Consider the following 21,764-nt stretch of genomic DNA (forward strand, 5'->3'; position numbering starts at 1 on the left):
GAGACAATTTCTGGATTTAAAAACATGCGAGTACGTGCCAAAATTTGTGGGGTTACCCGATCTCAGGATGTGCAGGCAGTGGTTGATGCGGGCGCAGATGCGATTGGTCTGGTATTTTTTGCGCCAAGTCCTCGTGCTGTTTCAATACCGCAGGCCGCAGCATTAGCCCAAGACATTTCGGCGTATGTACAGATAGTGGGTTTGTTTGTCAATGCCAGTGCAGATGAGATTGAGCAAACCCTGGCGCAGGTGCCATTGGATATTCTGCAATTACATGGTGATGAAACCCCTGAGCAATGTCGGTCTATTGCACAGCACGTTAAACGTCGCTGGTATAAAGCCATTCAGGTCAAGCCTGATCTGGATGTGGTAGCAGAAATTAAGCGTTATCAGGCTGCCGGTGCAAGTGCGATATTGCTGGATGCATGGCATCCCGATTTAAAAGGTGGAACCGGGCATGCATTTGACTGGGACAAGTTCCCGAAACTGGATATTCCACTTATTTTGGCAGGCGGTTTGAATCCGGAGAATATTGAACAAGCCATCTCGATTACAAAACCTTATGCGGTTGACGTCAGCGGTGGTGTAGAATCTGCCAAAGGTATCAAAGACCAACAACTTATCCAAAGTTTTATGCAAGGAGTCCAACGTGGATCAACAAAGTGCGAATCATAAAGATCAGGTGACTGACTATACGCAATTTCCCGATGAAAAAGGTCATTTTGGCATTCATGGTGGGCGGTTTGTATCAGAAACCCTGATGGCGGCACTTGAAGATTTGGAAAAACTGTATTTGCGCATGAAAGATGACGAACAATTTCTGGCAGAATTTGATCGTGATTTGGCATTTTATGTTGGTCGTCCAAGTCCACTGTATCACGCCGAGCGTTGGTCAAAAGAATTGGGTGGTGCGCAGATCTATTTGAAACGGGAAGATTTGAATCATACCGGTTCACATAAGGTCAATAACACCATCGGTCAGGCATTGTTAGCCAAACTTTCTGGCAAAAAACGTATTATTGCCGAAACTGGTGCAGGGCAGCATGGTGTTGCTACTGCAACCATTGCTGCACGTTTGGGACTGGAATGTGTCGTGTTCATGGGTGCCGAAGATGTGAAACGTCAGGCCATGAATGTGTATCGTATGCGTTTGCTGGGTGCAACAGTTGTACCGGTAGAAAGTGGCTCCAAAACCTTAAAAGATGCCATGAATGAAGCAATGCGCGACTGGGTAACCAATGTGGACAGTACTTATTATGTGATTGGTACAGTGGCAGGTCCGCACCCTTATCCGCAGCTGGTACGTGACTTTCAGTCGATCATTGGCCGTGAAGCGAAAAAACAAATCCTTGAGCAGGCAGGACGTTTACCGGATGCATTGGTGGCCTGTGTTGGCGGTGGATCAAATGCCATGGGATTGTTCTATCCATTCCTGAATGATCTGGACGTTACGATGTATGGCGTGGAAGCTGCGGGTTATGGCATCGAAACAGGTAAACATTCTGCACCATTAAATGCCGGACATGTTGGTGTGTTGCATGGTAACCGTACTTATTTAATGAGTGATGCACAGGGGCAAATCATTGAAACGCATTCGATTTCCGCAGGTCTGGATTATCCAGGTGTGGGGCCGGAACATAGTTTCTTAAAAGATATGCATCGTGTAAATTATGTGCCGATTAACGATCATGAAGCCTTACAGGGGTTCCGTGATCTGACCAAAATTGAAGGGATTATTCCAGCACTGGAAAGCGCACATGCCATGGCATATGTGACTAAACTGGCGCCAACCATGGATAAAGATCAAATCATTATTGCGACAGTATCAGGTCGTGGTGATAAGGATTTGATGACGGTTGCCAAAATTGATGGCATTCCAATGGTAGATTTATAATTCTTGGTTATTAAGACTTGATTGTTAAAACTTGGGCATAATCAATGCTCAAGTTGTTTATTTACTTTTTCTCGTTGTTTATTGTCCTGCTTGCCAGAACGCTTCACCTGCGGCAATGGGGTCACCGGTTTTTGCCATGGTTTCAATCCAGACAGGATATTGTGCAATGATCTGATGTTGACTCGGATGAAAATCCTTTTTATACCATTGCAAATACGGTTGTTTCATACGGGTGAGTATGCCGTTTTTACCCAGAAACCAAGGCAAGCCCTGACGAAATAGTTTCAGACGTTGTCTACTCGAAAAACCATCACATTTCAGCATGATATTGGTGCGATACAAGGTAAAGCCCAACATTAAAACCGTGGTGGCAGCCAAGGTGAATTTGCGGGTTGCTTCGGGGACTTCTCCCACTTGCTGCATCACATCAAACGCCACATCCCGATGTTCCATTTCTTCAATGGCATGCCATGCCAGTAATGCTCGTACAAATGGATGAGCATCTTTTAAGGTTGCTTGATGATGATAAAAGGTGTCTGCCATCAATGCCGTCAAATGCTCTGCTGCGGCAGTCATGGCAATATTATACTGCAGTGATCGTTTGCTGAGTTCAAAACGGAAAATGCGTTTGAGTAAGGCAGTGAATTGATCGACGGGCATACCTTGTGCTTGCATCAATTGATTCATTTTTTCGTGTGCAAGACCATGTTGTGCTTCCTGACGGATAAAGTCGGCAACTCTTTTTTGTAGATCCGGATCGGTAATTTTGTCACGAAACAAGCGCACAGATTCGATGAAATAGCGTTCTCCATCTGGAAAGGTCAAGCTGAGCGCATCAAAAACTCTGGTTTTAAACGGATCATTGCCAAACCAGAAGCGCGGAATTTCTTCAAGTCTAAAGTCCAAATGGGTACGTACCACAGGATCAACTTGATATTGTATCGCTATATTCATGCTGATTATTCCTTGAATTTATGACCGAAAAATATAAAAGCAGCTAAGACGATTTCTTTATAAACCTATTTATGATGCACTCTCGATATTCAAACAACCATCGCCATTTAGGCCATTTTTATTAAATTTTAGGCAAATTCAGAATCAATATTGACAGCAATTACGTTAATCTCAACTTTAATTCATGGTTAATTAATTGATAAATAACATAAAATTTTTAATTTTACACAAATATTGCTCACCTCATCGCCTTTGGCGGCTCGGCGAGTGGGTGAGGCACTGTATCGCAAGAACTTGTAATGTTGGTTGCTGTAGGCAATAAAAATTTAAAAAACATAATATTATTAGTATTTTAGTGAAAAATGATATTCTTAAAAAAGTTTAGATTGGCGTATTCCAGACTAAATTTATGTTATGCGATAATTTGTATTGACTTCTTATCATAGCATGGCTATTTTTACATTATAGTTCTATTTTAGAACTTATAGTTCTTACAATTGGTTAAATTGTTAAAGTGTGCCTCATAATGCAATCTTTAATTCAAAATATAACATTTATTAGCAGGAGTGTAATGCGATGAATCCATTGAAAATGACAGGTCTGGAAATTATGCAGGCATTTTGTCAGGGACTTTTTCCTGCACCAGGAATTGCCAAAACAATCCCCATGCAGCCTGTAGAGGTTGAACATGGACGAATTGTATTTAGTGCGATTGCCGATGAGCGGCATACCAATCCACTGGGTGGTGTACATGGTGGTTTTGCTGCAACAGTGCTGGATTCGGTGACAGGTTGTGCAACGCATACTGTGCTTGCAGTAGGTGAAAGCTATGGTACAACCGATCTAAATATTAAAATATGTCGTCCGATGCCCTTTAATAAAAAATTAATCGCGGAAGGAAAAGTGATTAATGCCGGAAAAAATTTGGTGATTTCAGAAGGTTATCTCTGTGATGAAGAAGGTAAGCTTTATGCGCATGCCACTGCAACCAATATGATTATTCGCCGCTAATGCAATTTTTGCCTGATGTTATCAGGCAAAAATAAATCTTTGCTAGAAATGATATTTTAGACTAAGGGTGGCATTACGTGGTGTGCCATAATGATATGTTCCATTACTCACTGATTCATAATATTTTTTATCAAAAATATTATTTGCGTTGAGCTGAACCTTAATATTTTTATCGACATCATAACCAAGCATCGCATTGGCAAGAAAATAAGCATCTTGAACTAAAACACCATAAGCAGTTTCACCATTATAATACTTGCTACGATAGCTTAAACCACCCCCTATAGAGAATTTCTCCCACTTATATTTACTAAATAAATTTGCTGTGGTTCTGGCAGCTTGCGTATTAAATTTTTCACCTTCCGGGTCTTTGGCCTCAAAATGAGCAATACCAAAATTAATATTCCAGTTATCGATAATCTCACCATCAATTTCCAATTCTACGCCTTTACTTTTGATCCCGCTTACACCGTGATAGGCCTGATCGCCATTCGATATAAATACGTTATTCAGAGCCTCGGCAACATTATCCTGTTGAATCTGGAATATAGATAAGGCAGTATTTAATCGACCATCAAAGTATCCGCTTTTAATGCCTGTTTCATATTGTTTGCCGATAATCGGGTCAAGATACTTTCCATTCACATCTTTATAGTTTTGTGGGTTAAAAATATCAGTATAACTAGCATACAATGAATGATTTTGATTTAGTTCGTATACAATGCCAAAGTATGGGGTAAGTTGATTTTTAAATTCACGATTACCAACTCCATCTTCTTGTTCATATTTCCAGTTGGTTAATCTGGTACCAATCACCACTTTTAATGGTTCAAGTATAGTGAATTTACCTGCAACATATCCGGCGGTTTGTGCCGTTTCATTTAATATACCTTGGGTTTTAGTGCGATGTGATTCTGGATAAGGTATGGCATAGATGCTGTCATAGTCAATCAAACCTACAGAAACTCGACTTGAATAAAAATAGGGATTAACTACTTTAGCTTGATGATAATTAAAACCTGTGACAATTTCCTGTGGCAAACCTGAAATATCAAATGGCAGATTAAAATAAGCATCAATATTTTGCTCTCGTTGATTATATGGGTTGGTTTCTAATGACCATGCAGGGCCACTGGATAAATTAGTGGTTTTATCAATTGCCCAACCGTAAGAATTTAACAATGCCCAACCTTGCTTAATGTCTTTGTACGTAGCTTTTAAATTAAAACTAGCATCATTGAATAATTTTTGTTGAAAATCGACATAAAAAGTCGTGGTTTTATTGTCTTGATATGTCCAATCGGCAGTAACAATTTTTGAGCGGTCAAAATGAGTCCGTGTACCATCGGTATAATAGGCAGGAAATGCACCCCAACGAATATTGTCTCGTTGTAGATTCTGATAACTGGCTGCGATGGATAAATACGTGCTATCGGTCAAATCCATATCGACTACTGCATAAGCAGTCTCTTGCATTTTATGATATTTATCCATAAATGAATCTTCATCCTGATATTTGACTACAGTCCTCCCACGAATTGAACCATCACTATTTATTGGAAAGGATAGGTCTACACTACTACTATATTTATTCCATGAACCGATTGATACATTGAGAGAACCGGTGAGTTCTTTGGCGTTGGCACGTTTTCGAATCAGGTTTAAACCCATCGCAGGGCTACCTGCACCTGTCATCAGACCATTGGCTCCTTTAATTACTTCGACTCGGTCATAGATCGTAAGGTCTGGGTCTAGGTTGGCATAGTAACCAGCAGTTGGTACACCATCAAATAAATAATAATTTGTTTCGAAACCTCGTGAGATTGGATTAATCCTCTCATCGGTACGGTTTAGATATACGCCTGTAATATTGCTAATTAATTCTTGAAATGTAGTGATATTGGTATCGTCCAGATATTCACGAGTTAATATCTTGATATTTTGAGGCGTTTCACGAGGGGATAAATCCAATTTAGTCGAGGTGTTTGAACTGTCAGCAGTATATGAACCTGTGCCTTCTGTAATATTAGATTTTTGTGCGTTAACAACGATTGTTGGAAGTTGTTGTCTATCTTCTTCGGCAGCAATTGCCAGGGTTGGCAACAGTGTAAGTGTAATTAAAGAAGACAAAAGATTTAGACGGGGTATTGGCTTAGAGTGGCTTGTGGTTTTATTGCACATTACACTTAATCTCATTTGTTAGTGATTATTATTTATTAATTGTAAAATTGTTTGATTTTTGTTGCAAGTATTTTGTCATCATTTTTATGAATTTGCGATAAACGTCTATTTGGCCAAAATTAACAAGACTATTTTGTAGCTCTATATGCAAGAATGCGAGTGCCCATTTCGTATTCCTTGTGCAATATATGGTTTAGATAAAAACAATAATTTGATGTCTAAGATGGATTCAAAAATATGGCAGGTAAGTTTCAGAATAATTTTGTTGTCGGGGTTGGATAAGACAAAGCTGTGAATGTGGAACATTCGATCATTGAGTAAAGATACTTTGCTGTTTATCATCTAGTCATTGCATAAAAATGCAAATCAACCCTGCAAATTTATCACGTTTAGTTTTATGATTGCTGCACAGTAGAAAGTGATTGATAGGAATTGCAAATATTATGTCTCGTCTAGCGCAGCGTTTTGCTCAACTAAAAGCAGAAAATAGAAAAGCATTAGTGACTTATGTAATGGCTGGTGATCCACAGCCAAGTGTCACTGTACCACTTATTCATGAGATGGTGGCAGCCGGCGTGGACATTTTGGAAATTGGTTTACCTTTTTCCGATCCGATGGCTGATGGTCCGGTGATTGCACTTGCCGCAGAGCGTGCGCTTGCAGGTGGTACCAATACGCTGGATGCGATTGCCATGGTCAAGGAATTTCGCCAAAAAGATCAGGACACACCTGTTGTTTTGATGGGCTATTTAAATCCGGCAGAAGTGATCGGATACGAAAAATTTATCCAAACCGCAGCAGAAGCAGGCGTTGATGGCATGATTCTGGTTGATTTGCCACCAGAAGAAGCAGAGAAATTCGATGTTATTTTAGATCAGTATGGTCTGGATCAGGTGTTTTTACTTGCACCGACCTCAACTGATGAGCGTATTACGCATGTGATTAAACAAGCACGTGGTTTTATTTATTACGTGTCGTTAAAAGGTGTTACTGGTGCTGCAACACTGGATATTAAGTCCGCAGCAGAGCGTATTGCCAAAATTAAACAACAAACCGATTTACCGGTTGGTGTTGGTTTTGGGATCAGTGATGCTGCATCGGCAAAAGCCATGGGTGCAGTTGCCGATGCAGTCATTGTGGGCAGTGCATTTGTAAAACCTTTTGCAACTTTATCTGTAGAAGATGCAACGGCAGCCGCTGTTGCAAAAGTGAAAGAATTAAGAGCAGCTTTGGATGAGCTATGATGAATGAAACGCAAACCGATCAACCACAATCGTTGTTAAATGGTGCAAACTGGCTTGAACGTCCAGTCCCAAGTGTACATGTACCGGAAGAAAACAAGAGTAAACCTACTTTTTCTGAACCAACGGTTGAATGCCCGGAATGTCATGCGCTGGTCACACGTACCGCCATGTCATTTAATGCTTATGTCTGTCCGCAATGTGACGAACATCTGGCAATGAAAGCACGTGATCGGTTGCACTGGTTCTTTGATCAGGTTGATGAAGAACTGGGCTTGGAATTTACCCCGAAAGATCCGCTAGGCTTTGTTGACAGCAAGCCTTATCCGAAACGTATGGAAGAGGCGCAGACCAAAACTGGCGAAACCGAAGCATTAATTAGTATGCAAGGTATGATTGAAGGTGTGCCGATGGTTGCGGTGGCCTTTAATTTTGAGTTTATGGGTGGATCAATGGGTACAGTTGTCGGTGATCGCTTTGTACAGGCAGCCGAACGTGCTTTAAGTTTACGTCAGCCATTGATCTGTTTTGCCGCATCAGGTGGGGCACGGATGCAAGAGGGTATGTTGTCGCTGATGCAAATGGCACGTACTGCGGCAGCGATTGAACGCTTACGTCAGGCCAGTATCCCTTATATTGTGGTATTGACCAATCCTGTCTATGGTGGTGTAACAGCATCTTTGGCGATGCTTGGTGATGCCCATCTGGCAGAACCTAAAGCCATGATTGGCTTCGCCGGTAAGCGTGTGATTGAGCAAACAGTACGTGAAAAGTTGGAAGAACCCTTTCAACGCGCAGAATATTTGCTTGAGCATGGTGTAATCGATCAAATTGTGCATCGTCATGCATTACGCGATACAATCTACCGTATTGTAAGTAAACTGATGAATTTACCTTGAGCCATACGATACCAACTGCATCTGATTCATTAAAAACTTGGCTGGACTATTGGACTACTGTTCATGTCACAGCCATCGATTTAGGTTTGGAGCGTGTGTTACCTGTAGCACACGCTTTAAATGTTTTACAGCCTAAGGCAAAAGTATTTACTGTTGCTGGAACCAATGGCAAAGGCTCTACCACGACCACCCTTGCTGCGATTCTAAATGCAGCCGGCTATCAAGTCGGTTTGTATCAATCACCACATATTTTTTATTTTAATGAACGTGTGCGTATCAATGGCATTGAAGTTGCCGATGATGTTTTGGTCGATGCTTTTGTTCAGGTTGAGCAGGCACGGCAGCAATGTGATCTCACTTTATCTTTTTTTGAAGCCACCACGCTGGCAGCGGTTTATATTTTTACGCAACAGCAGTGCGATGTTTGGGTGCTGGAAGTCGGGCTCGGCGGTCGTCTGGATGTCGTCAATATTATTGATCCAGATGTTGCAGTCATTACCAATATCGGACTGGATCATGTTGACTGGTTAGGCGATAGTATAGAAAAAATAGCATTTGAAAAAGCAGGTATTATTCGTCCGAATATTCCTGTTGTTTTTGCTGGAGCGCAAACGCTACCACAGGCTATTGCCGATAAAATAGAGCAGTGCCAAGCCACATTATATCAATATCAAAAAGATTATTTTTTCGAATTGACCGATGAGCATTGGTATCTGGCCACACCTGCATTAACCATGACTTTTGCCCATGGTCAATTGGCACATATTAATCAAAGTGCTGCATTGATGGCTGTGTTGGCAAGCGGTTTGAATGTTAGCCATGATCAAATGATGCAGGGTGTACAGGTAGCACAATTGGCTGGACGGTTTGAAATTCGTCAATATCAAGATCGCCATCTGGTGCTGGATGTGGCGCATAATCCGCACGGTGTGCGCTTTTTAAAACAACAATTAAGCAGATATTTACAATTACATCCTGAAATTACGCAGGTAAATGCTGTATTTTCCATGCTGGACGACAAAGATATACAAGGTGTTGTGCAATTATTAACAACTATCGTAAAAGAATGGTATATTGCGCCACTAAATGTTGCGAGAGCTTGTACAATTACACGTTTGCAAGACGAACTGCAAGGACAGGAATTTTTTGTTTCCGAGTCGATTCAGCAAAGTTTCGAACAGGCATTACAACGCAGTTCATCGCAGCATTTGATCTTGGTTTGTGGTTCATTTCATACATTGGAAGCCGTTTGGGAGTATTTGTTAAATGGCGATGAATAATAAGCAGCGTCTTCTAGGTAGCGTTGTTTTACTGGGTGGTGGTGTTTTACTGGCTGCAATTTTGTTAAAAGGGCAGAATACAACACATCAAAGCACCGAAGCTGCCACAGTGCAGACCACAAAACAGCAAAGTATAGCGCCACAGCCTTCCGAGACACAAACAGAATTTGATTTACAACCTTTGGCTGTGGATGTGGAAACCGAAAAACGCTTGCTCGAAGAACAGCGTAAAGCACGGGAAAAAGCAGTTGCTGAACAAGAGCAACGTACCGCTGAATATCTGGCAATGCAACAACAGGCTGAGGCAGATGCTGCCCGTAAAGCCGCAGAAGAAAACGCTGCGATTTTGGCGCGTCGTCAAGGGCAATTACAAAGTTCAGATAATATTCCGCCCGAATTGATTCAGGATGAAAAAGCCAAACAGGCTGCGCAGGCGAAAAAAGATGCTGAAACAAAGCGTAAAGCCGAGCAGGAAACCCAAGCGAAAAAAGACGCTGACGCGAAACGTAAAGCAGAAGCTGATGCCAAAGCCAGAAAAGAGACCGAAGCAAAACACAAAGCTGATGCCGAAGCCAACGCTAAAAAAGAAGCAGACGTAAAACGCAAAGCCGAAGCAGAGGCAAAAGCCAAGAAAGAGGCTGAAGCTAAACGTAAGGCTGAGGAAGAGGCTAAAGCCAAGAAAGAAGCCGAAGCAAAGCGTAAAGCCGAAGCGGATAAAAAGAAACAAGATGCAGAAAAAGCAAGAGATTTGCTTGAAAGTGGCGACAAAAAATGGATGGTACAGGTTGCACTTGCTGCCAGTCAGTCCAATGCCGATGCTTTAACTGCAAAACTTCAGGCCAAAGGCTATAAAGTAACGCAAAGTAAAACCTCAAAAGGGGTACGTATTATGGTGGGGCCGTCAAAAGACCGTGAAGCTGCTGATACGATGCGTAAGAAAATTACTTCTGATGCCAGCCTGAATATGAAATCGGCATGGGTAATTGACTGGGTGCCACTTGATCAGCGTTAATCTTTATTCATATTTGTTCCATTGGATTCGTCCAGATGTTGGCGAATCCATGTAATATTTTCTGTGCTAAATAAACGATCTATATTGACCCAGATCGGATGAAAACCATAACCACCATATTTCATTTCTTTCACAGCATTGTCAATTGACCAGTTTTCAAAAAAGATACGATACATTGCTACCATGGTGCCTGTACGATCAGAACCATGGTAGCAATGTATCAACACCTTGTGCTTTTTTTGCCGTGCCTGTTTGAATGCTTGCATGGTTATAAGCACATCTTCACGATCAATTGCCCAAGTATGAATGGGAATATGAATAATATTAAACGATTGATCCTGAAACTCTCGGGCAGTTTTGTTGCGGGAACGCAGACTGATAATGGTATTGATACCAAGCTGATGCAGGGTTTGACTTTGTTGATGCAGTGGCTGTTCACTACGATATAAAAAATCACTGATTTGATAAAGATTTTGTTGCTGCTGAAGCAAACGACCCCAATGCTGTGGGCGTTGTTCTGGTGCAAGAGATGGATGCTTCACACAACCCGTCATAAGTGTAAGCGAAAGTAAGGAAGTTAATATAAAAGTTTGTTTTATCATGGCAAATAAAGTGATATGAACTTTAATTACCTTAGTCGGCGCACATCGGATTTGCAAGCTAAAAAGAAAAAATCCCTTGACAGGCAAGGGATGGAGTAATACTTAAATTTTGCTTATTAAATTAATTTTTATTCGGTTGTGGGGTTAAGCGTAAATAAGGTTTCACCGCATTATAGCCTTTAGGGAAGCGTTCTTTGAGTTCGGCTTCATCTTTAATCGAAGGCACAATCACTACATCATCGCCATCTTGCCAGTTGGCTGGTGTTGCAACTTTATAATTGTCAGTCAGTTGTAGTGAGTCAATGACACGCAACACTTCATTAAAGTTACGACCTGTCGATGCAGGATAAGTAATAATCAAACGTACTTTTTTATTTGGATCAATAATGACCAAAGAACGTACAGTTGTAGTTTCGCTGGCATTTGGATGTAAAAATTCGTACAACTCTGATACTTTACGATCTGCATCAGCAATGATGGGAAAGTTTACCGTGGTGTTTTGAGTTTCATTAATGTCGTTGATCCAGCCTTTATGTGACTCAACATCATCTACAGACAAAGCAATTGCTTTAACATGACGCTTTTCAAATTCATCTTTAAGTTTTGCAGTAAAACCAAGTTCTGTGGTACATACCGGGGTGTAATCGGCAGGATGGGAAAATAAAATTCCCCAACTATCACCGAGAAAGTCATAAAAATTAATCAAACCTTCGCTTGATTGTTGTTCAAAGTTAGGTGCTGTATCACCAAGACGCAAAGACATTGTTATTTCCTCTATTTATCTGTTGTTCAAAGCAGTGGCTTTAATATGAACCTGTTCTATTGCAAATAGAACTAAAGTTTTTGTATTTTTTTATCTAAAAAATTCATAAAGGAAAAATCTACGTTTAAATCCATCATCTTGTTTGAATCATGCACAATTTTGCAAAAGCTGGCTAATTTTGCATTTCCATCGGAAAAAAATGTGCAAAGTAACTGTTTAGGACTTGTACTTCAAATTTCTGTCCTCATAATATTGAATGTAAATTTTTCGTTGCATAAAAACGTATTTTTAGATTTTTAGAGAGTTAAATTCATGTTGGCAAGTCTGGTCGGAGGTATCTTCGGTACAAAAAATGAGCGTGAGCTCAAAAGAATGCGTAAAATTGTCGAGCAAGTAAACGCACTTGAACCGTCGGTATCTAGTTTAAGCGATGCAGGCTTAACTGCAAAAACTCAAGAATTTAAAGAGCGTTATCAAAAAGGTGAATCTTTAAATAAACTCTTACCCGAAGCCTTTGCTGTGTGTCGTGAAGCTTCAAAGCGTGTCATGGGCATGCGCCATTATGATGTACAGTTGATCGGTGGTATTACCTTACATGAAGGTAAAATCGCAGAAATGCGTACAGGTGAAGGTAAAACCTTAATGGCAACGCTGGCCTGTTATCTCAATGCCTTAAGTGGCGAGGGTGTACATGTCATCACCGTGAATGACTATCTGGCGCAGCGTGATGCCGAGTTAAACCGTCCATTGTTTGAATTTTTGGGATTGAGCGTGGGTACGATTTATTCGATGCAGGCACCTTTTGAAAAGGCACAGGCCTATCAATCGGATATTACCTACGGGACCAATAACGAATTCGGTTTTGATTATCTGCGTGACAACATGGTGTTTGCACTGGGTGAGAAAAAACAGCGTGGCTTGCATTATGCGATTATCGATGAGGTCGATTCCATTCTGATCGATGAAGCCCGTACCCCATTGATCATTTCTGGACAAAGTGAAGATTCTTCACAGCTGTATCAATTAATTAATAGTATTCCACCCAAATTACATGCGCAAAAAGAAGAAAAAGTGCCTGATGGCGGACATTTTTGGGTTGATGAGAAACAGCGTTCGATTGAAATCACCGAAGCTGGTTTTGAAGTAATTGAAGATGAACTGATTAAAATGGGCTTGTTGGCAGAAGGCGAAAGTCTATATTCTGCCAGTAATCTAAATCTGCTACATCATGCAACTGCGGCAATTCGTGCGCATAATCTATATCAACGTGATGTGCAGTATATTATCGGTGTTAATCCATCGACAGGCAAACAGGAAATCATCATTGTTGATGAACATACCGGACGTACCATGCCGGGTCGTCGCTGGTCGGAAGGTTTACATCAAGCTGTTGAGGCCAAAGAGGGCTTAGAAGTTCAGCCGGAAAACCAGACACTGGCAACCACAACATTCCAAAACTATTTCCGTCTATATAAAAAATTATCAGGTATGACTGGTACAGCCGATACCGAAGCTGCGGAAATGAAAGAAATTTATGGTCTGGATGTGGTATTGATTCCGACCCATCGTCCTATGGTCCGTCAGGACAATAACGATTTAATCTATCTGACCCGTGATGGCAAATATAATGCCATTATTCAGGAAATCACCCGTGTTCGTGAGGCGGGAGTTGCACCGATATTGATTGGTACGGCAACCATTGAGGCCAGTGAGATTCTTTCTGCCAAACTGCAACAGGCCGGCATTCGACATGAAGTCTTGAATGCCAAACAGCATGAAAGAGAAGCCGATATTATTGCACAGGCAGGTAGTCCAAACTCTGTCACCATTGCCACCAACATGGCCGGTCGTGGTACGGATATTTTGCTGGGTGGTAACTGGCGTGCCAAACTGGCACAAATTGAAAATCCGACCGCAGAAGATGAACTGCGTCTTGAGGCTGAATGGCGTGAAAACAATAAAGCCGTTTTAGACGCTGGTGGTTTGCATATTGTTGGTTCGGAACGTCATGAATCGCGTCGTATTGACAATCAGTTGCGTGGTCGTGCAGGTCGTCAGGGTGATCCGGGTGTATCACGGTTCTATCTGTCTTTAGAAGATGATTTGATGCGTATCTTTGCTGGTGATCGTGTGGTCGGCATGATGCGTGCGATGGGCTTAAAAGAAGATGAAGCCATTGAACATAAGATGGTTTCTCGTTCAATTGAGAATGCTCAGCGTAAAGTTGAATCACGTAACTTTGATATTCGTAAAAACTTGTTGAAATACGATGATGTCAACAACGAACAGCGTAAAATTATCTATCGCCAACGTGATGAAATTCTGTCAGAAGCGACACTGCAAGAAGGTATTGAAGAAATGCATCGCGATGTGATGCAGGGCTTGATTGCCAACTTTGTTCCACCGGAATCGATTCATGATCAATGGGATATCGAAGGTCTAGAAAATGCGCTGCGCAATGATTTAGGTATTGATTTGCCTGTGGCTGAATGGCTGGAAACCAATCGTCGTTTAGATGAAGAAGGTTTGGTGGCACGTATTAGTGATGAAGTGCTGGATCGTTATCGTCAGCGTCGTGTACAGATGGGCGAAGAGTCTGCACCAATGCTGGAACGACATTTTATGTTACAGGCATTGGATAAACACTGGAAAGATCATCTGGCAGCAATGGATTATTTGCGTCAAGGGATTCATTTACGTGGCTATGCACAAAAGAACCCCGAGCAGGAATACAAAAAAGAAGCATTCAATTTGTTTGTAAATATGCTGGGTGCGATTAAAGCAGATGTGGTTACCGATCTATCCCGTGTGCATATTCCGACACCGGAAGAAGTTGCCGCTTTAGAAGCACAGCAGCAACAGCAAGCCGAAGCCATGCGTTTATCATTTGAACATAGTGATGTGGATGGATTAACCGGTGAGGTTACTGAAAATCCTGAGGTTGATCAAACCCGTAGTAGTGCACATCCATCAGCACAATATATTCAGCCACCAAGCAGCCGTAATGCGCCATGTCCGTGTGGTTCTGGATTAAAATACAAACAATGTCATGGCAAAATTTAACATCATTTACAAAAGGTAGCGCAAGTCGCTACCTTTTGTGATTTAAGACCAAATGTTTTATGCTATAGATATTTACAGAAAAATTGCTAGATTAACAGGATTTATCATGAATAAGATTTTCCATTGTGCTGTTTTATCATTTTTTGCTGGTGCTACAAGTCTGGTTTTTGCGGAACAACAAACTGCTTCTCAGCCGCTTACTGTAAGTGCCGCAGCGGTACAGAATGTGCTTGCTACACCGACAGTTGAGGCAAGCAAACAAGGTGGTAAGACAGTGCTGGTGAGTCCACGTACTGGAATTCGCTATAGTTTTAATAATCCCGATAACCGTCAGATCATTTTTAAAACTGAAGGTGTCTTACCCGTCTCTGCACAGAACGTGAGTCGCATTGCAGCTTCTAATCCTGCATTATCTGCGCAAAGTCAACAACAAGCAGAACAAGCTTTATTGGATTTGGCTGGTATTCAGGCACCACAGCAACCTACGGCTTTGGAAGCTCAAACTGCATTGGCAGAATAATTGCGTGCTGAGTGACTGACAATGATAAAACGATTTTGCACACCATCATTATTGATAGGTTTGTCCGTAATGAATTTGGTTATTTCGGGCTGTCAAAGTGCAAGCGATCATAGAGGTCTACTCAAACAGACTGTATTGAAAAATAATATACAGCAATATCAATGCGATGAGCGGGTTGTTATTCATCGACAAAAACTGGATGAAGATACAATACGCCTAGGTTTTGCTCATCGCTTTTTTGAGTTAACACAACTTTCTGTGCCAGATAAAAGTCAAAATTTTTATCGTACAGAACAGGGCCTGGTGCAGGGAAAAGGCTTGTTGTGGATTGAAAATGAACAACAAGCTACATTAAAAACAATGTTGTTTGATCCTGCTATTCATCTTGAAGATTACCCTGTAATCTATCAGTGTCAGCTAAAATCTTAGCTGAAATTTCATCTTTTACTATCGTTAAATAAGGACGATCTCATGGCGGTTGGTGACGTTTCTTTTCCAAAAATGTGGACAGTTGCAGGTATAAAAATTGGCAGCAGTGAGGCGTATGTTCGATATCCCAATCGACGTGATTTAGTCATATTTGAACTGGCTGAAGGATCAAATATCGCCGGCGTCTTTACTCAAAATGCATTTGCTGCGGCACCTGTTGTATTATCCAAGCAGCATCTCGCCAAAAGTCTGTCAGCAGATCAGCCACGTTATTTGATTATTAATACCGGCAATGCCAATGCAGCAACCGGCACGATTGGTCTGGAAAATGCCGAGAAGACCTGTGCGCATCTTGCCAAACTTACTGGTGTACAAAGCCACCAGATTTTGCCATTTTCTACAGGTGTGATTGGTGAGCAATTGCCGATTGAGCGTTTACTTAGCGGCATACAACCTGCATTGGACAATTTAAATGCGGACAGTTGGCAGGAAGCAGCCACAGGTATTATGACTACGGATACTGCACCCAAAGGCGCATCAGAGCAATTTGAACTGGATGGCATCACTTATTGCATGACAGGTATCAGCAAAGGTGCAGGAATGATTCGTCCAAACATGGCGACTATGCTGAGCTTTGTGGCAACAGATGCACCGATTGCGAAAAATCTGGTTGAGCAATTGCTTAAAACTACAGTTGAACAGTCATTTAACCGCATTACCATTGATGGTGATACCTCGACCAACGATTCCTGTATTTTTATTGCAACTGGACAGGCGGGTGGTCAAGCGATTCAACAAAGTGATGATCCTCGCTATCAAGTGGTGCTAGATGTGTTGTCACGGATTATGCTGCGTCTGGCACAACTGATCGTACGCGATGGTGAAGGTGCAACCAAATTTATTACCGTCACTGTGGAGGGTGGAGTAAGCACACAAGAGTGTTGTGATGTGGCCTATAGTATTGCCGAATCACCTTTGATAAAAACCGCTTTATTCGCTTCTGATCCAAATTGGGGGCGTATTGTTATGGCGATTGGTAAAGCGGGCATCGCACAACTTGATACCAGTAAAGTTCAGGTGTGGTTGGGTGATGTGCGGATTTGCCGTGATGGTGGTGCTGCACTGGATTATACTGAAGAAGCGGGCGCCAAAGTCATGGCTGAAAAAGAAATCACCATTCGTATTGACCTAGGACGTGGTACGGCACAAGATACCGTGTATACCTGTGATTTTTCCTATGATTATGTCAAAATTAATGCCGATTATCGGTCTTAGAATTAGACTTTTTATTGTGATCGAAGCTCCTAAAATTAGGGGCTTTTTTACCAATACATGCTATGCTTACGCCGTGTCAATCTTATGACAGGTCATGTTTTAGCTAAGTGAAATAGCTGATCTTCACTCGCCAATAAGGATCAAAGTTTCGATGAATGAATCCACCTTAATTGCTAATGATGCGAAACGAATCGTAGAACAGCATTTAGACCAATTGGGACAACCAAACGCCTATATTTTAACAGCGAATGAAAAAGCACAAAAATTTGCTGAAATCGCAGAAGAATTAAAACGACAGAATGCAGTTTTGGTGGCACATTATTATTGTGACCCGGATATTCAGGAGTTGGCTGAATTTACAGGTGGTTGTATTTCAGATTCATTGGAAATGGCACGCTTTGGTCGGGATCATGCAGCAACCACACTGGTGGTAGCGGGTGTTAAATTCATGGGGGAAACATCAAAAATTCTTTCCCCTGAAAAAACGGTTTTAATGCCGACGTTGGAAGCCACCTGCTCATTAGATCTGGGTTGTCCTGAAGATGAGTTCAGTGCTTTTTGTGATGCCCATCCCGAGCATACTGTGGTGGTGTATGCCAATACTTCGGCAGCAGTCAAAGCCCGTGCAGATTGGGTCGTTACCTCAAGCTGCGCAGTGGAAATTATTGAACATCTGGATAGTCTGGGTGAAAAAATTATCTGGGCACCGGATCAGCATTTAGGTCGCTATATTCAGAAAAAAACAGGCGCAGATATGCTGCTCTGGGATGGTTCTTGTATTGTCCACGAAGAGTTCCGGGCGCGAGGCATCAGCAAAATGAAAGCCTTGTATCCTGATGCTGCGGTACTGGTACATCCTGAATCACCCGAGTCAGTTGTCGCCATTGCTGATGCAGTCGGCAGTACCAGCCAGTTGATTAAAGCTGCACAAACCTTACCGCATCAACAGATGATCGTGGCAACGGATCGTGGTATTTTTTATAAAATGCAGCAGGCCGCACCCGGTAAAGAACTGATCGAAGCACCTACAGCAGGCGAGGGCGCAACCTGTCGTTCTTGTGCGCATTGTCCATGGATGGCAATGAATGAACTTGATGGCATTCTTCATGTTTTAAAGCACAAAGATCAGGAAATTTTTGTTGATGAAGCATTACGTGAACGTGCCAAGCTTCCACTTGACCGCATGCTAAATTTTACTGCCAGCTTAAAACCTTAGTTTTTGTTGTTTAAATAAGCATTTAGATAAAAAATCAAGGATTTTTTGATTCTAAGTATTGACGTAGTGTAGCGCTACGCCTAGAATGCACTCCGTACCGCACATGGTGCGATACGCAAACGCTGAGTAAATCGGAGTATGGCGCAGCCTGGTAGCGCATCTGGTTTGGGACCAGAGGGTCGTAGGTTCGAATCCTACTGCTCCGACCATTACATAAGGCAATGTATCGTACGATTTTTTTCGTCGGTGAAGCGCCTGTAGCTCAGTTGGATAGAGCATCCGCCTTCTAAGCGGATGGTCACAGGTTCGAATCCTGTCAGGCGCACCATTTGGTAGCTTGTGGTTTGACCAAAACTATGGTGGATGTAGCTCAGTTGGTAGAGCCCCGGATTGTGATTCCGGTTGTCGTGGGTTCGAGCCCCATCATTCACCCCACTTACGGAGTATGGCGCAGCCTGGTAGCGCATCTGGTTTGGGACCAGAGGGTCGTAGGTTCGAATCCTACTGCTCCGACCATTATATTAAAATTCAAGTATTTACCTGTTCAAAAAAGAATTCGGAATGTAGCGCAGTCTGGTAGCGCACTTGCATGGGGTGTAAGGGGTCGTAGGTTCAAATCCTATCATTCCGACCAATTCAACCAATAATTTAAATTCCTTTGTCAAATCGAAATTTGATTATTTTTTCTACTCGTTTGTCTTGCTAAGTGTATATTTGTAGATCTTATACGCAAAATACTAGATAACTCAGCCACCCATTTCCTGTTCCTACCATATCAGCTACTCCAATCCGTCAGCCATTTTAATTACGCTCTATAATGTGTTGTGGATGTAAGTTTTGCAATTTATAATTTGTAGAATTGCAGTATTTAAAAATCGCTCAATAATGACCATTGTAAAAATTTAATGACTGGCGATGTTGATTTATTAAAACTATAACAGAACTTCTAATTCTAAATATTTTTAATTAGATCAAACGATTTCCTTGTCTGAACAGTTTTCCCTCCTACTTAACATACTTTGAAGACAGTCGTTTATCAGAAGTAATGTTCTAAAATTACGTCTTACAGTATTGTGAGCTTGCTTTGGTTTGAATGTAAGTTACACAAGCTTTATTGGGTTGAGTATCTGTAAATTGTTGATCCAATAGATTTGGTGTTATGAGCAATCGATGATTTGAGTCAGTTGTATGTTTATCTTTTTTACATGCAATCTTACTGCGTAAATCAAACTTTTAAGCATTCTTGCAATGCTACGCTTAATTATGCAATAACTTAAGTCATGCATGAGTGATGGTATATCTAAGCGTGTATGGTGTCGCATACAGCTTTAAATCATTGTATTTCTGTACTTGTATTCGTTTGCCATTTTTGCCAAGCATAATATTTTGGAATATTGCCATTTAAGTACTTATAAGCAGAAAAAATAGAGGCATCTTTCTCCGCCTAATCTTGTATTATGGTGTGCTGTTCTTGGTATGACCTGTTAGACAGAAATTACTCATGCGCTTTTTATAAAATATTATTGGGTTTTTCTAAGTTATTTAACCTCTTTTTTCTAGATCAAATAATTCTTTGCTGTTCTGGTATTAATGGAAGTTTATTTGAATATGCTAAATGAAATTGGTGAGTCTATTGATCTAATATTGAATAAACAGCCTCAAGTTTTTAAGCGATCAAAGCGAGTGGTTCATGTGAGTCTGCAAATGCATAATCAATTGCTTGTTGTTTAAACTTAGGGCTAAAGTGTTTGCTGTATCTTGTGAATGGTTTTATATCTCATTTTTAGATTTTGTTGTAAATTGTATGCGACTATGTCTGTTAATAATGATGATCAAATTTTAATTAAAATAGATAAAAATTTATATTTGTATAATTTATTTTTTAACTTGATTAAGTAAATTTTAAATATTTTCCAATTACTTTGAATGCTCTATTATATTGCAAATTAATGCATCAAAAAAAAGCAAAAAATATATATGTGTTAAATCATGGTGCATATTCTAAAAAATATCATTGCTAAAAAATAGTGCAATAATTTTTTTATAAAATTTTATTGACTAGTAAAGTTAATATTTGTGGGTTAAAGGTTCTGTGTTGTTTGTTTTGATATAAATATAAGTAATTGTTTTTTATCATTAAATAATTTTATTTGAGCATTTATGGTGCTGTTTATAAATAGCGTTGCACCAAGTTTTATCTCTTAAAATTTAATTGACATTTCAATTAAATTGACGCATTTTAATTCTAAATCTGGTGGTGAAATTTACAGTAAAAGGTGAATCTATGGATAATATTGTTTATGAAAAAATGACTTTAGGGCAAGGTGCTATTAAAGTCATGATTAAAGATAGTATTCACATTGCTGGATTTAAAACAGTTGCTGGAAGTCGTGCATTAATTAATAGTGAATTAGAAAAACAAAATGCTGAGATCGTGGATTTAATTCTAAAATCAGATTGTCAAATTCTTGGTAAAACAAACTTACATGAACTTGCTTATGGTATTACCGGCATTAATAAGTTTACGGGTACAGCGATTAATCCGAAATATCCAGAACTTATTCCTGGAGGGTCTTCCAGTGGTTCCGCTGCCGCGGTTGCCGCAAATATGGTTGACTTTTCAATCGGGACGGATACGGGAGGCTCGATCCGTATGCCTGCTGCTTGTTGTGGTGTGTTTGGTTTAAAACCGACGTTTGGACGAGTCAGTCGCAAAGGTGTATTACCGGAACAGACCAGTCTGGATTGTGTGGGGCCATTTGCCAATGATATGGACCATCTTATTCAGGCGATGCAAATTATTGATCCCAGTTTCAAAGGAGAGGTTGTCAATGCTGCGGCAGTCAAAACACCCAATCTGGTGATGCTCGATGTGACTGCAACAGATGACGTGTGGCAAGTGGTGAAAGCGTTTCTCAAGCAAGCCGGACTTGAGCATTCTCCCCATGTTCAAATCGAAACGTTTGATGAAGCGTACAGTGCAGGGATGCAAATTATTAATTATGAAACATGGCAGGCATTTGGGCATCTAGTGGCAAGTGGAAATGTTGCCGAAGATGTTGCTGGTCGATTGTTAAAAGCTTCTAAAACCACAAGTGTAGATGTCGATGTTGCAAATCTGGTACGTGAAAAGTTTAGTCGGGCTATTGATCAATTGCTTGAGCAGTATGACGCCATTGTATTGCCGACTTTACCGCAAATTCCACCCAAAGTTGCTGATGCAGAAAATACAGTCGCATTTTTAAATATGACGGCGTTGGTGAGACCTTTTAACTTATCAGGCCACCCCGCAATCACCATTCCTTTACAGACTGCGGACGGCAATCCCGTAGGTCTTCAAATTGTCACCCGACATGATGCTGATGAACAGTTATGTGCCATTGCGACACATCTGGTCAATAGGGCAAACGCAAATTAGTAGGAG

17 protein-coding genes and 5 tRNA genes are annotated in these 21,764 nt (G+C 41.0%); 18 read left to right on the forward strand and 4 right to left on the reverse strand.

The features are described from left to right. Positions 1–24 precede the first annotated feature (24 nt). A complete protein-coding gene (locus CRO21_RS02215) occupies positions 25–675 on the forward strand; it encodes a phosphoribosylanthranilate isomerase (RefSeq protein WP_097077706.1) in 651 nt (216 codons plus the stop codon). Next, positions 650–1,894 carry a tryptophan synthase subunit beta gene (gene trpB / locus CRO21_RS02220; protein ID WP_097077707.1) on the forward strand — a complete coding sequence of 415 codons (1,245 nt, stop codon included), beginning with the start codon at positions 650–652 and terminating at the stop codon, positions 1,892–1,894. Before CRO21_RS02215 ends, trpB begins: the two co-directional genes overlap by 26 nt. A gap of 78 nt (positions 1,895–1,972) precedes the next feature. On the opposite strand, the gene CRO21_RS02225 is transcribed toward trpB, so the two are convergent. Continuing rightward, positions 1,973–2,848: a metal-dependent hydrolase gene (locus tag CRO21_RS02225; protein WP_097077708.1), complete on the reverse strand. Its 876-nt coding sequence runs from the start codon at positions 2,846–2,848 to the stop codon at positions 1,973–1,975. A 576-nt stretch (positions 2,849–3,424) separates the two neighbouring features. Here CRO21_RS02225 and CRO21_RS02230 point away from each other — a divergent pair. Continuing rightward, on the forward strand, positions 3,425–3,859 hold the full coding sequence (locus CRO21_RS02230) for a PaaI family thioesterase (RefSeq protein ID WP_097077709.1): 435 nt from the start codon (positions 3,425–3,427) through the stop codon (positions 3,857–3,859). A gap of 42 nt (positions 3,860–3,901) precedes the next feature. On the opposite strand, the gene CRO21_RS02235 is transcribed toward CRO21_RS02230, so the two are convergent. Continuing rightward, complete coding sequence (locus CRO21_RS02235; protein WP_228150340.1) at positions 3,902–5,989, reverse strand: TonB-dependent siderophore receptor; 2,088 nt, start codon at positions 5,987–5,989, stop codon at positions 3,902–3,904. 494 nt (positions 5,990–6,483) lie between these two features. Here CRO21_RS02235 and trpA point away from each other — a divergent pair, with 494 nt between their 5' ends. From trpA to CRO21_RS02255, 4 genes are read left to right on the forward strand one after another with little or no spacing between them, the layout of a single operon-like run. Next, positions 6,484–7,284, forward strand: a complete 801-nt coding sequence (gene trpA, locus CRO21_RS02240; protein WP_097077711.1) for a tryptophan synthase subunit alpha — start codon at positions 6,484–6,486, stop codon at positions 7,282–7,284. After that, positions 7,284–8,180, forward strand: a complete 897-nt coding sequence (gene accD / locus CRO21_RS02245; protein WP_097077712.1) for an acetyl-CoA carboxylase, carboxyltransferase subunit beta — start codon at positions 7,284–7,286, stop codon at positions 8,178–8,180. The genes trpA and accD overlap by 1 nt, the downstream gene beginning before the upstream one ends. Further along, positions 8,177–9,460, forward strand: a complete 1,284-nt coding sequence (folC, locus tag CRO21_RS02250; RefSeq protein ID WP_097078107.1) for a bifunctional tetrahydrofolate synthase/dihydrofolate synthase — start codon at positions 8,177–8,179, stop codon at positions 9,458–9,460. The genes accD and folC overlap by 4 nt, the downstream gene beginning before the upstream one ends. After that, positions 9,447–10,472, forward strand: a complete 1,026-nt coding sequence (locus CRO21_RS02255) for an SPOR domain-containing protein (RefSeq protein ID WP_097077713.1) — start codon at positions 9,447–9,449, stop codon at positions 10,470–10,472. Before folC ends, CRO21_RS02255 begins: the two co-directional genes overlap by 14 nt. Here CRO21_RS02255 and CRO21_RS02260 read toward each other — a convergent pair. Both CRO21_RS02260 and CRO21_RS02265 read right to left on the reverse strand, forming a co-directional pair. Next, positions 10,469–11,071 carry a phosphatase domain-containing protein gene (locus CRO21_RS02260; RefSeq protein ID WP_097078108.1) on the reverse strand — a complete coding sequence of 201 codons (603 nt, stop codon included), beginning with the start codon at positions 11,069–11,071 and terminating at the stop codon, positions 10,469–10,471. The two genes, CRO21_RS02255 and CRO21_RS02260, sit on opposite strands and share 4 nt — an antisense overlap. A gap of 124 nt (positions 11,072–11,195) precedes the next feature. After that, positions 11,196–11,837, reverse strand: a complete 642-nt coding sequence (locus tag CRO21_RS02265) for a peroxiredoxin (protein ID WP_097077714.1) — start codon at positions 11,835–11,837, stop codon at positions 11,196–11,198. A gap of 312 nt (positions 11,838–12,149) precedes the next feature. On the opposite strand from CRO21_RS02265, the gene secA reads away from it, so the two are divergent. From secA to CRO21_RS02320, 11 genes are all read left to right on the forward strand, one after another. After that, a complete protein-coding gene (secA, locus tag CRO21_RS02270) occupies positions 12,150–14,900 on the forward strand; it encodes a preprotein translocase subunit SecA (protein WP_097077715.1) in 2,751 nt (916 codons plus the stop codon). A gap of 106 nt (positions 14,901–15,006) precedes the next feature. Further along, on the forward strand, positions 15,007–15,420 hold the full coding sequence (locus CRO21_RS02275; protein WP_097077716.1) for a hypothetical protein: 414 nt from the start codon (positions 15,007–15,009) through the stop codon (positions 15,418–15,420). Between the two features lie 69 nt (positions 15,421–15,489). After that, positions 15,490–15,849 carry a hypothetical protein gene (locus tag CRO21_RS02280; RefSeq protein ID WP_097077717.1) on the forward strand — a complete coding sequence of 120 codons (360 nt, stop codon included), beginning with the start codon at positions 15,490–15,492 and terminating at the stop codon, positions 15,847–15,849. Between the two features lie 42 nt (positions 15,850–15,891). Continuing rightward, entirely contained in the window at positions 15,892–17,124 is a 1,233-nt protein-coding gene (gene argJ, locus CRO21_RS02285; RefSeq protein ID WP_097077718.1) for a bifunctional glutamate N-acetyltransferase/amino-acid acetyltransferase ArgJ, read from the forward strand. 151 nt (positions 17,125–17,275) lie between these two features. Beyond that, a complete protein-coding gene (gene nadA, locus CRO21_RS02290; RefSeq protein WP_097077719.1) occupies positions 17,276–18,340 on the forward strand; it encodes a quinolinate synthase NadA in 1,065 nt (354 codons plus the stop codon). A gap of 132 nt (positions 18,341–18,472) precedes the next feature. Continuing rightward, a tRNA-Pro gene (locus tag CRO21_RS02295) sits at positions 18,473–18,549 on the forward strand. Between the two features lie 42 nt (positions 18,550–18,591). Further along, positions 18,592–18,668 (forward strand) — tRNA-Arg (locus CRO21_RS02300). Positions 18,669–18,699: 31 nt separating this feature from the next. Beyond that, positions 18,700–18,775, forward strand: a tRNA-His gene (locus CRO21_RS02305). Between the two features lie 4 nt (positions 18,776–18,779). Further along, a tRNA-Pro gene (locus CRO21_RS02310) sits at positions 18,780–18,856 on the forward strand. A 41-nt stretch (positions 18,857–18,897) separates the two neighbouring features. Continuing rightward, positions 18,898–18,974: transfer RNA gene (locus CRO21_RS02315), tRNA-Pro, on the forward strand. Between the two features lie 1,650 nt (positions 18,975–20,624). Then, the gene (locus CRO21_RS02320) at positions 20,625–21,758 is read left to right on the forward strand and encodes an amidase (protein WP_097077720.1); all 1,134 of its coding nucleotides are present in this window, start codon (positions 20,625–20,627) and stop codon (positions 21,756–21,758) included. Positions 21,759–21,764: the final 6 nt, after the last annotated feature.

Source organism: Acinetobacter puyangensis, from assembly GCF_900096995.1.
In the GTDB taxonomy this organism is placed as follows: Bacteria; Pseudomonadota; Gammaproteobacteria; order Pseudomonadales; family Moraxellaceae; genus Acinetobacter; species Acinetobacter puyangensis.

Bases quoted from the DNA above. Each gene is read 5' to 3' on its own strand.
- CRO21_RS02215 (WP_097077706.1), top strand. From the start codon at position 25: ATGCGAGTACGTGCCAAAATTTGTGGGGTTACCCGATCTCAGGATGTG.
- CRO21_RS02225 (WP_097077708.1), bottom strand. From the start codon at position 2,848: ATGAATATAGCGATACAATATCAAGTTGATCCTGTGGTACGTACCCAT.
- CRO21_RS02230 (WP_097077709.1), top strand. From the start codon at position 3,425: ATGAATCCATTGAAAATGACAGGTCTGGAAATTATGCAGGCATTTTGT.
- trpA (WP_097077711.1), top strand. From the start codon at position 6,484: ATGTCTCGTCTAGCGCAGCGTTTTGCTCAACTAAAAGCAGAAAATAGA.
- accD (WP_097077712.1), top strand. From the start codon at position 7,284: ATGAATGAAACGCAAACCGATCAACCACAATCGTTGTTAAATGGTGCA.
- CRO21_RS02255 (WP_097077713.1), top strand. From the start codon at position 9,447: ATGGCGATGAATAATAAGCAGCGTCTTCTAGGTAGCGTTGTTTTACTG.
- CRO21_RS02265 (WP_097077714.1), bottom strand. From the start codon at position 11,837: ATGTCTTTGCGTCTTGGTGATACAGCACCTAACTTTGAACAACAATCA.
- secA (WP_097077715.1), top strand. From the start codon at position 12,150: ATGTTGGCAAGTCTGGTCGGAGGTATCTTCGGTACAAAAAATGAGCGT.
- CRO21_RS02275 (WP_097077716.1), top strand. From the start codon at position 15,007: ATGAATAAGATTTTCCATTGTGCTGTTTTATCATTTTTTGCTGGTGCT.
- CRO21_RS02280 (WP_097077717.1), top strand. From the start codon at position 15,490: ATGAATTTGGTTATTTCGGGCTGTCAAAGTGCAAGCGATCATAGAGGT.
- argJ (WP_097077718.1), top strand. From the start codon at position 15,892: ATGGCGGTTGGTGACGTTTCTTTTCCAAAAATGTGGACAGTTGCAGGT.
- nadA (WP_097077719.1), top strand. From the start codon at position 17,276: ATGAATGAATCCACCTTAATTGCTAATGATGCGAAACGAATCGTAGAA.
- CRO21_RS02320 (WP_097077720.1), top strand. From the start codon at position 20,625: ATGGATAATATTGTTTATGAAAAAATGACTTTAGGGCAAGGTGCTATT.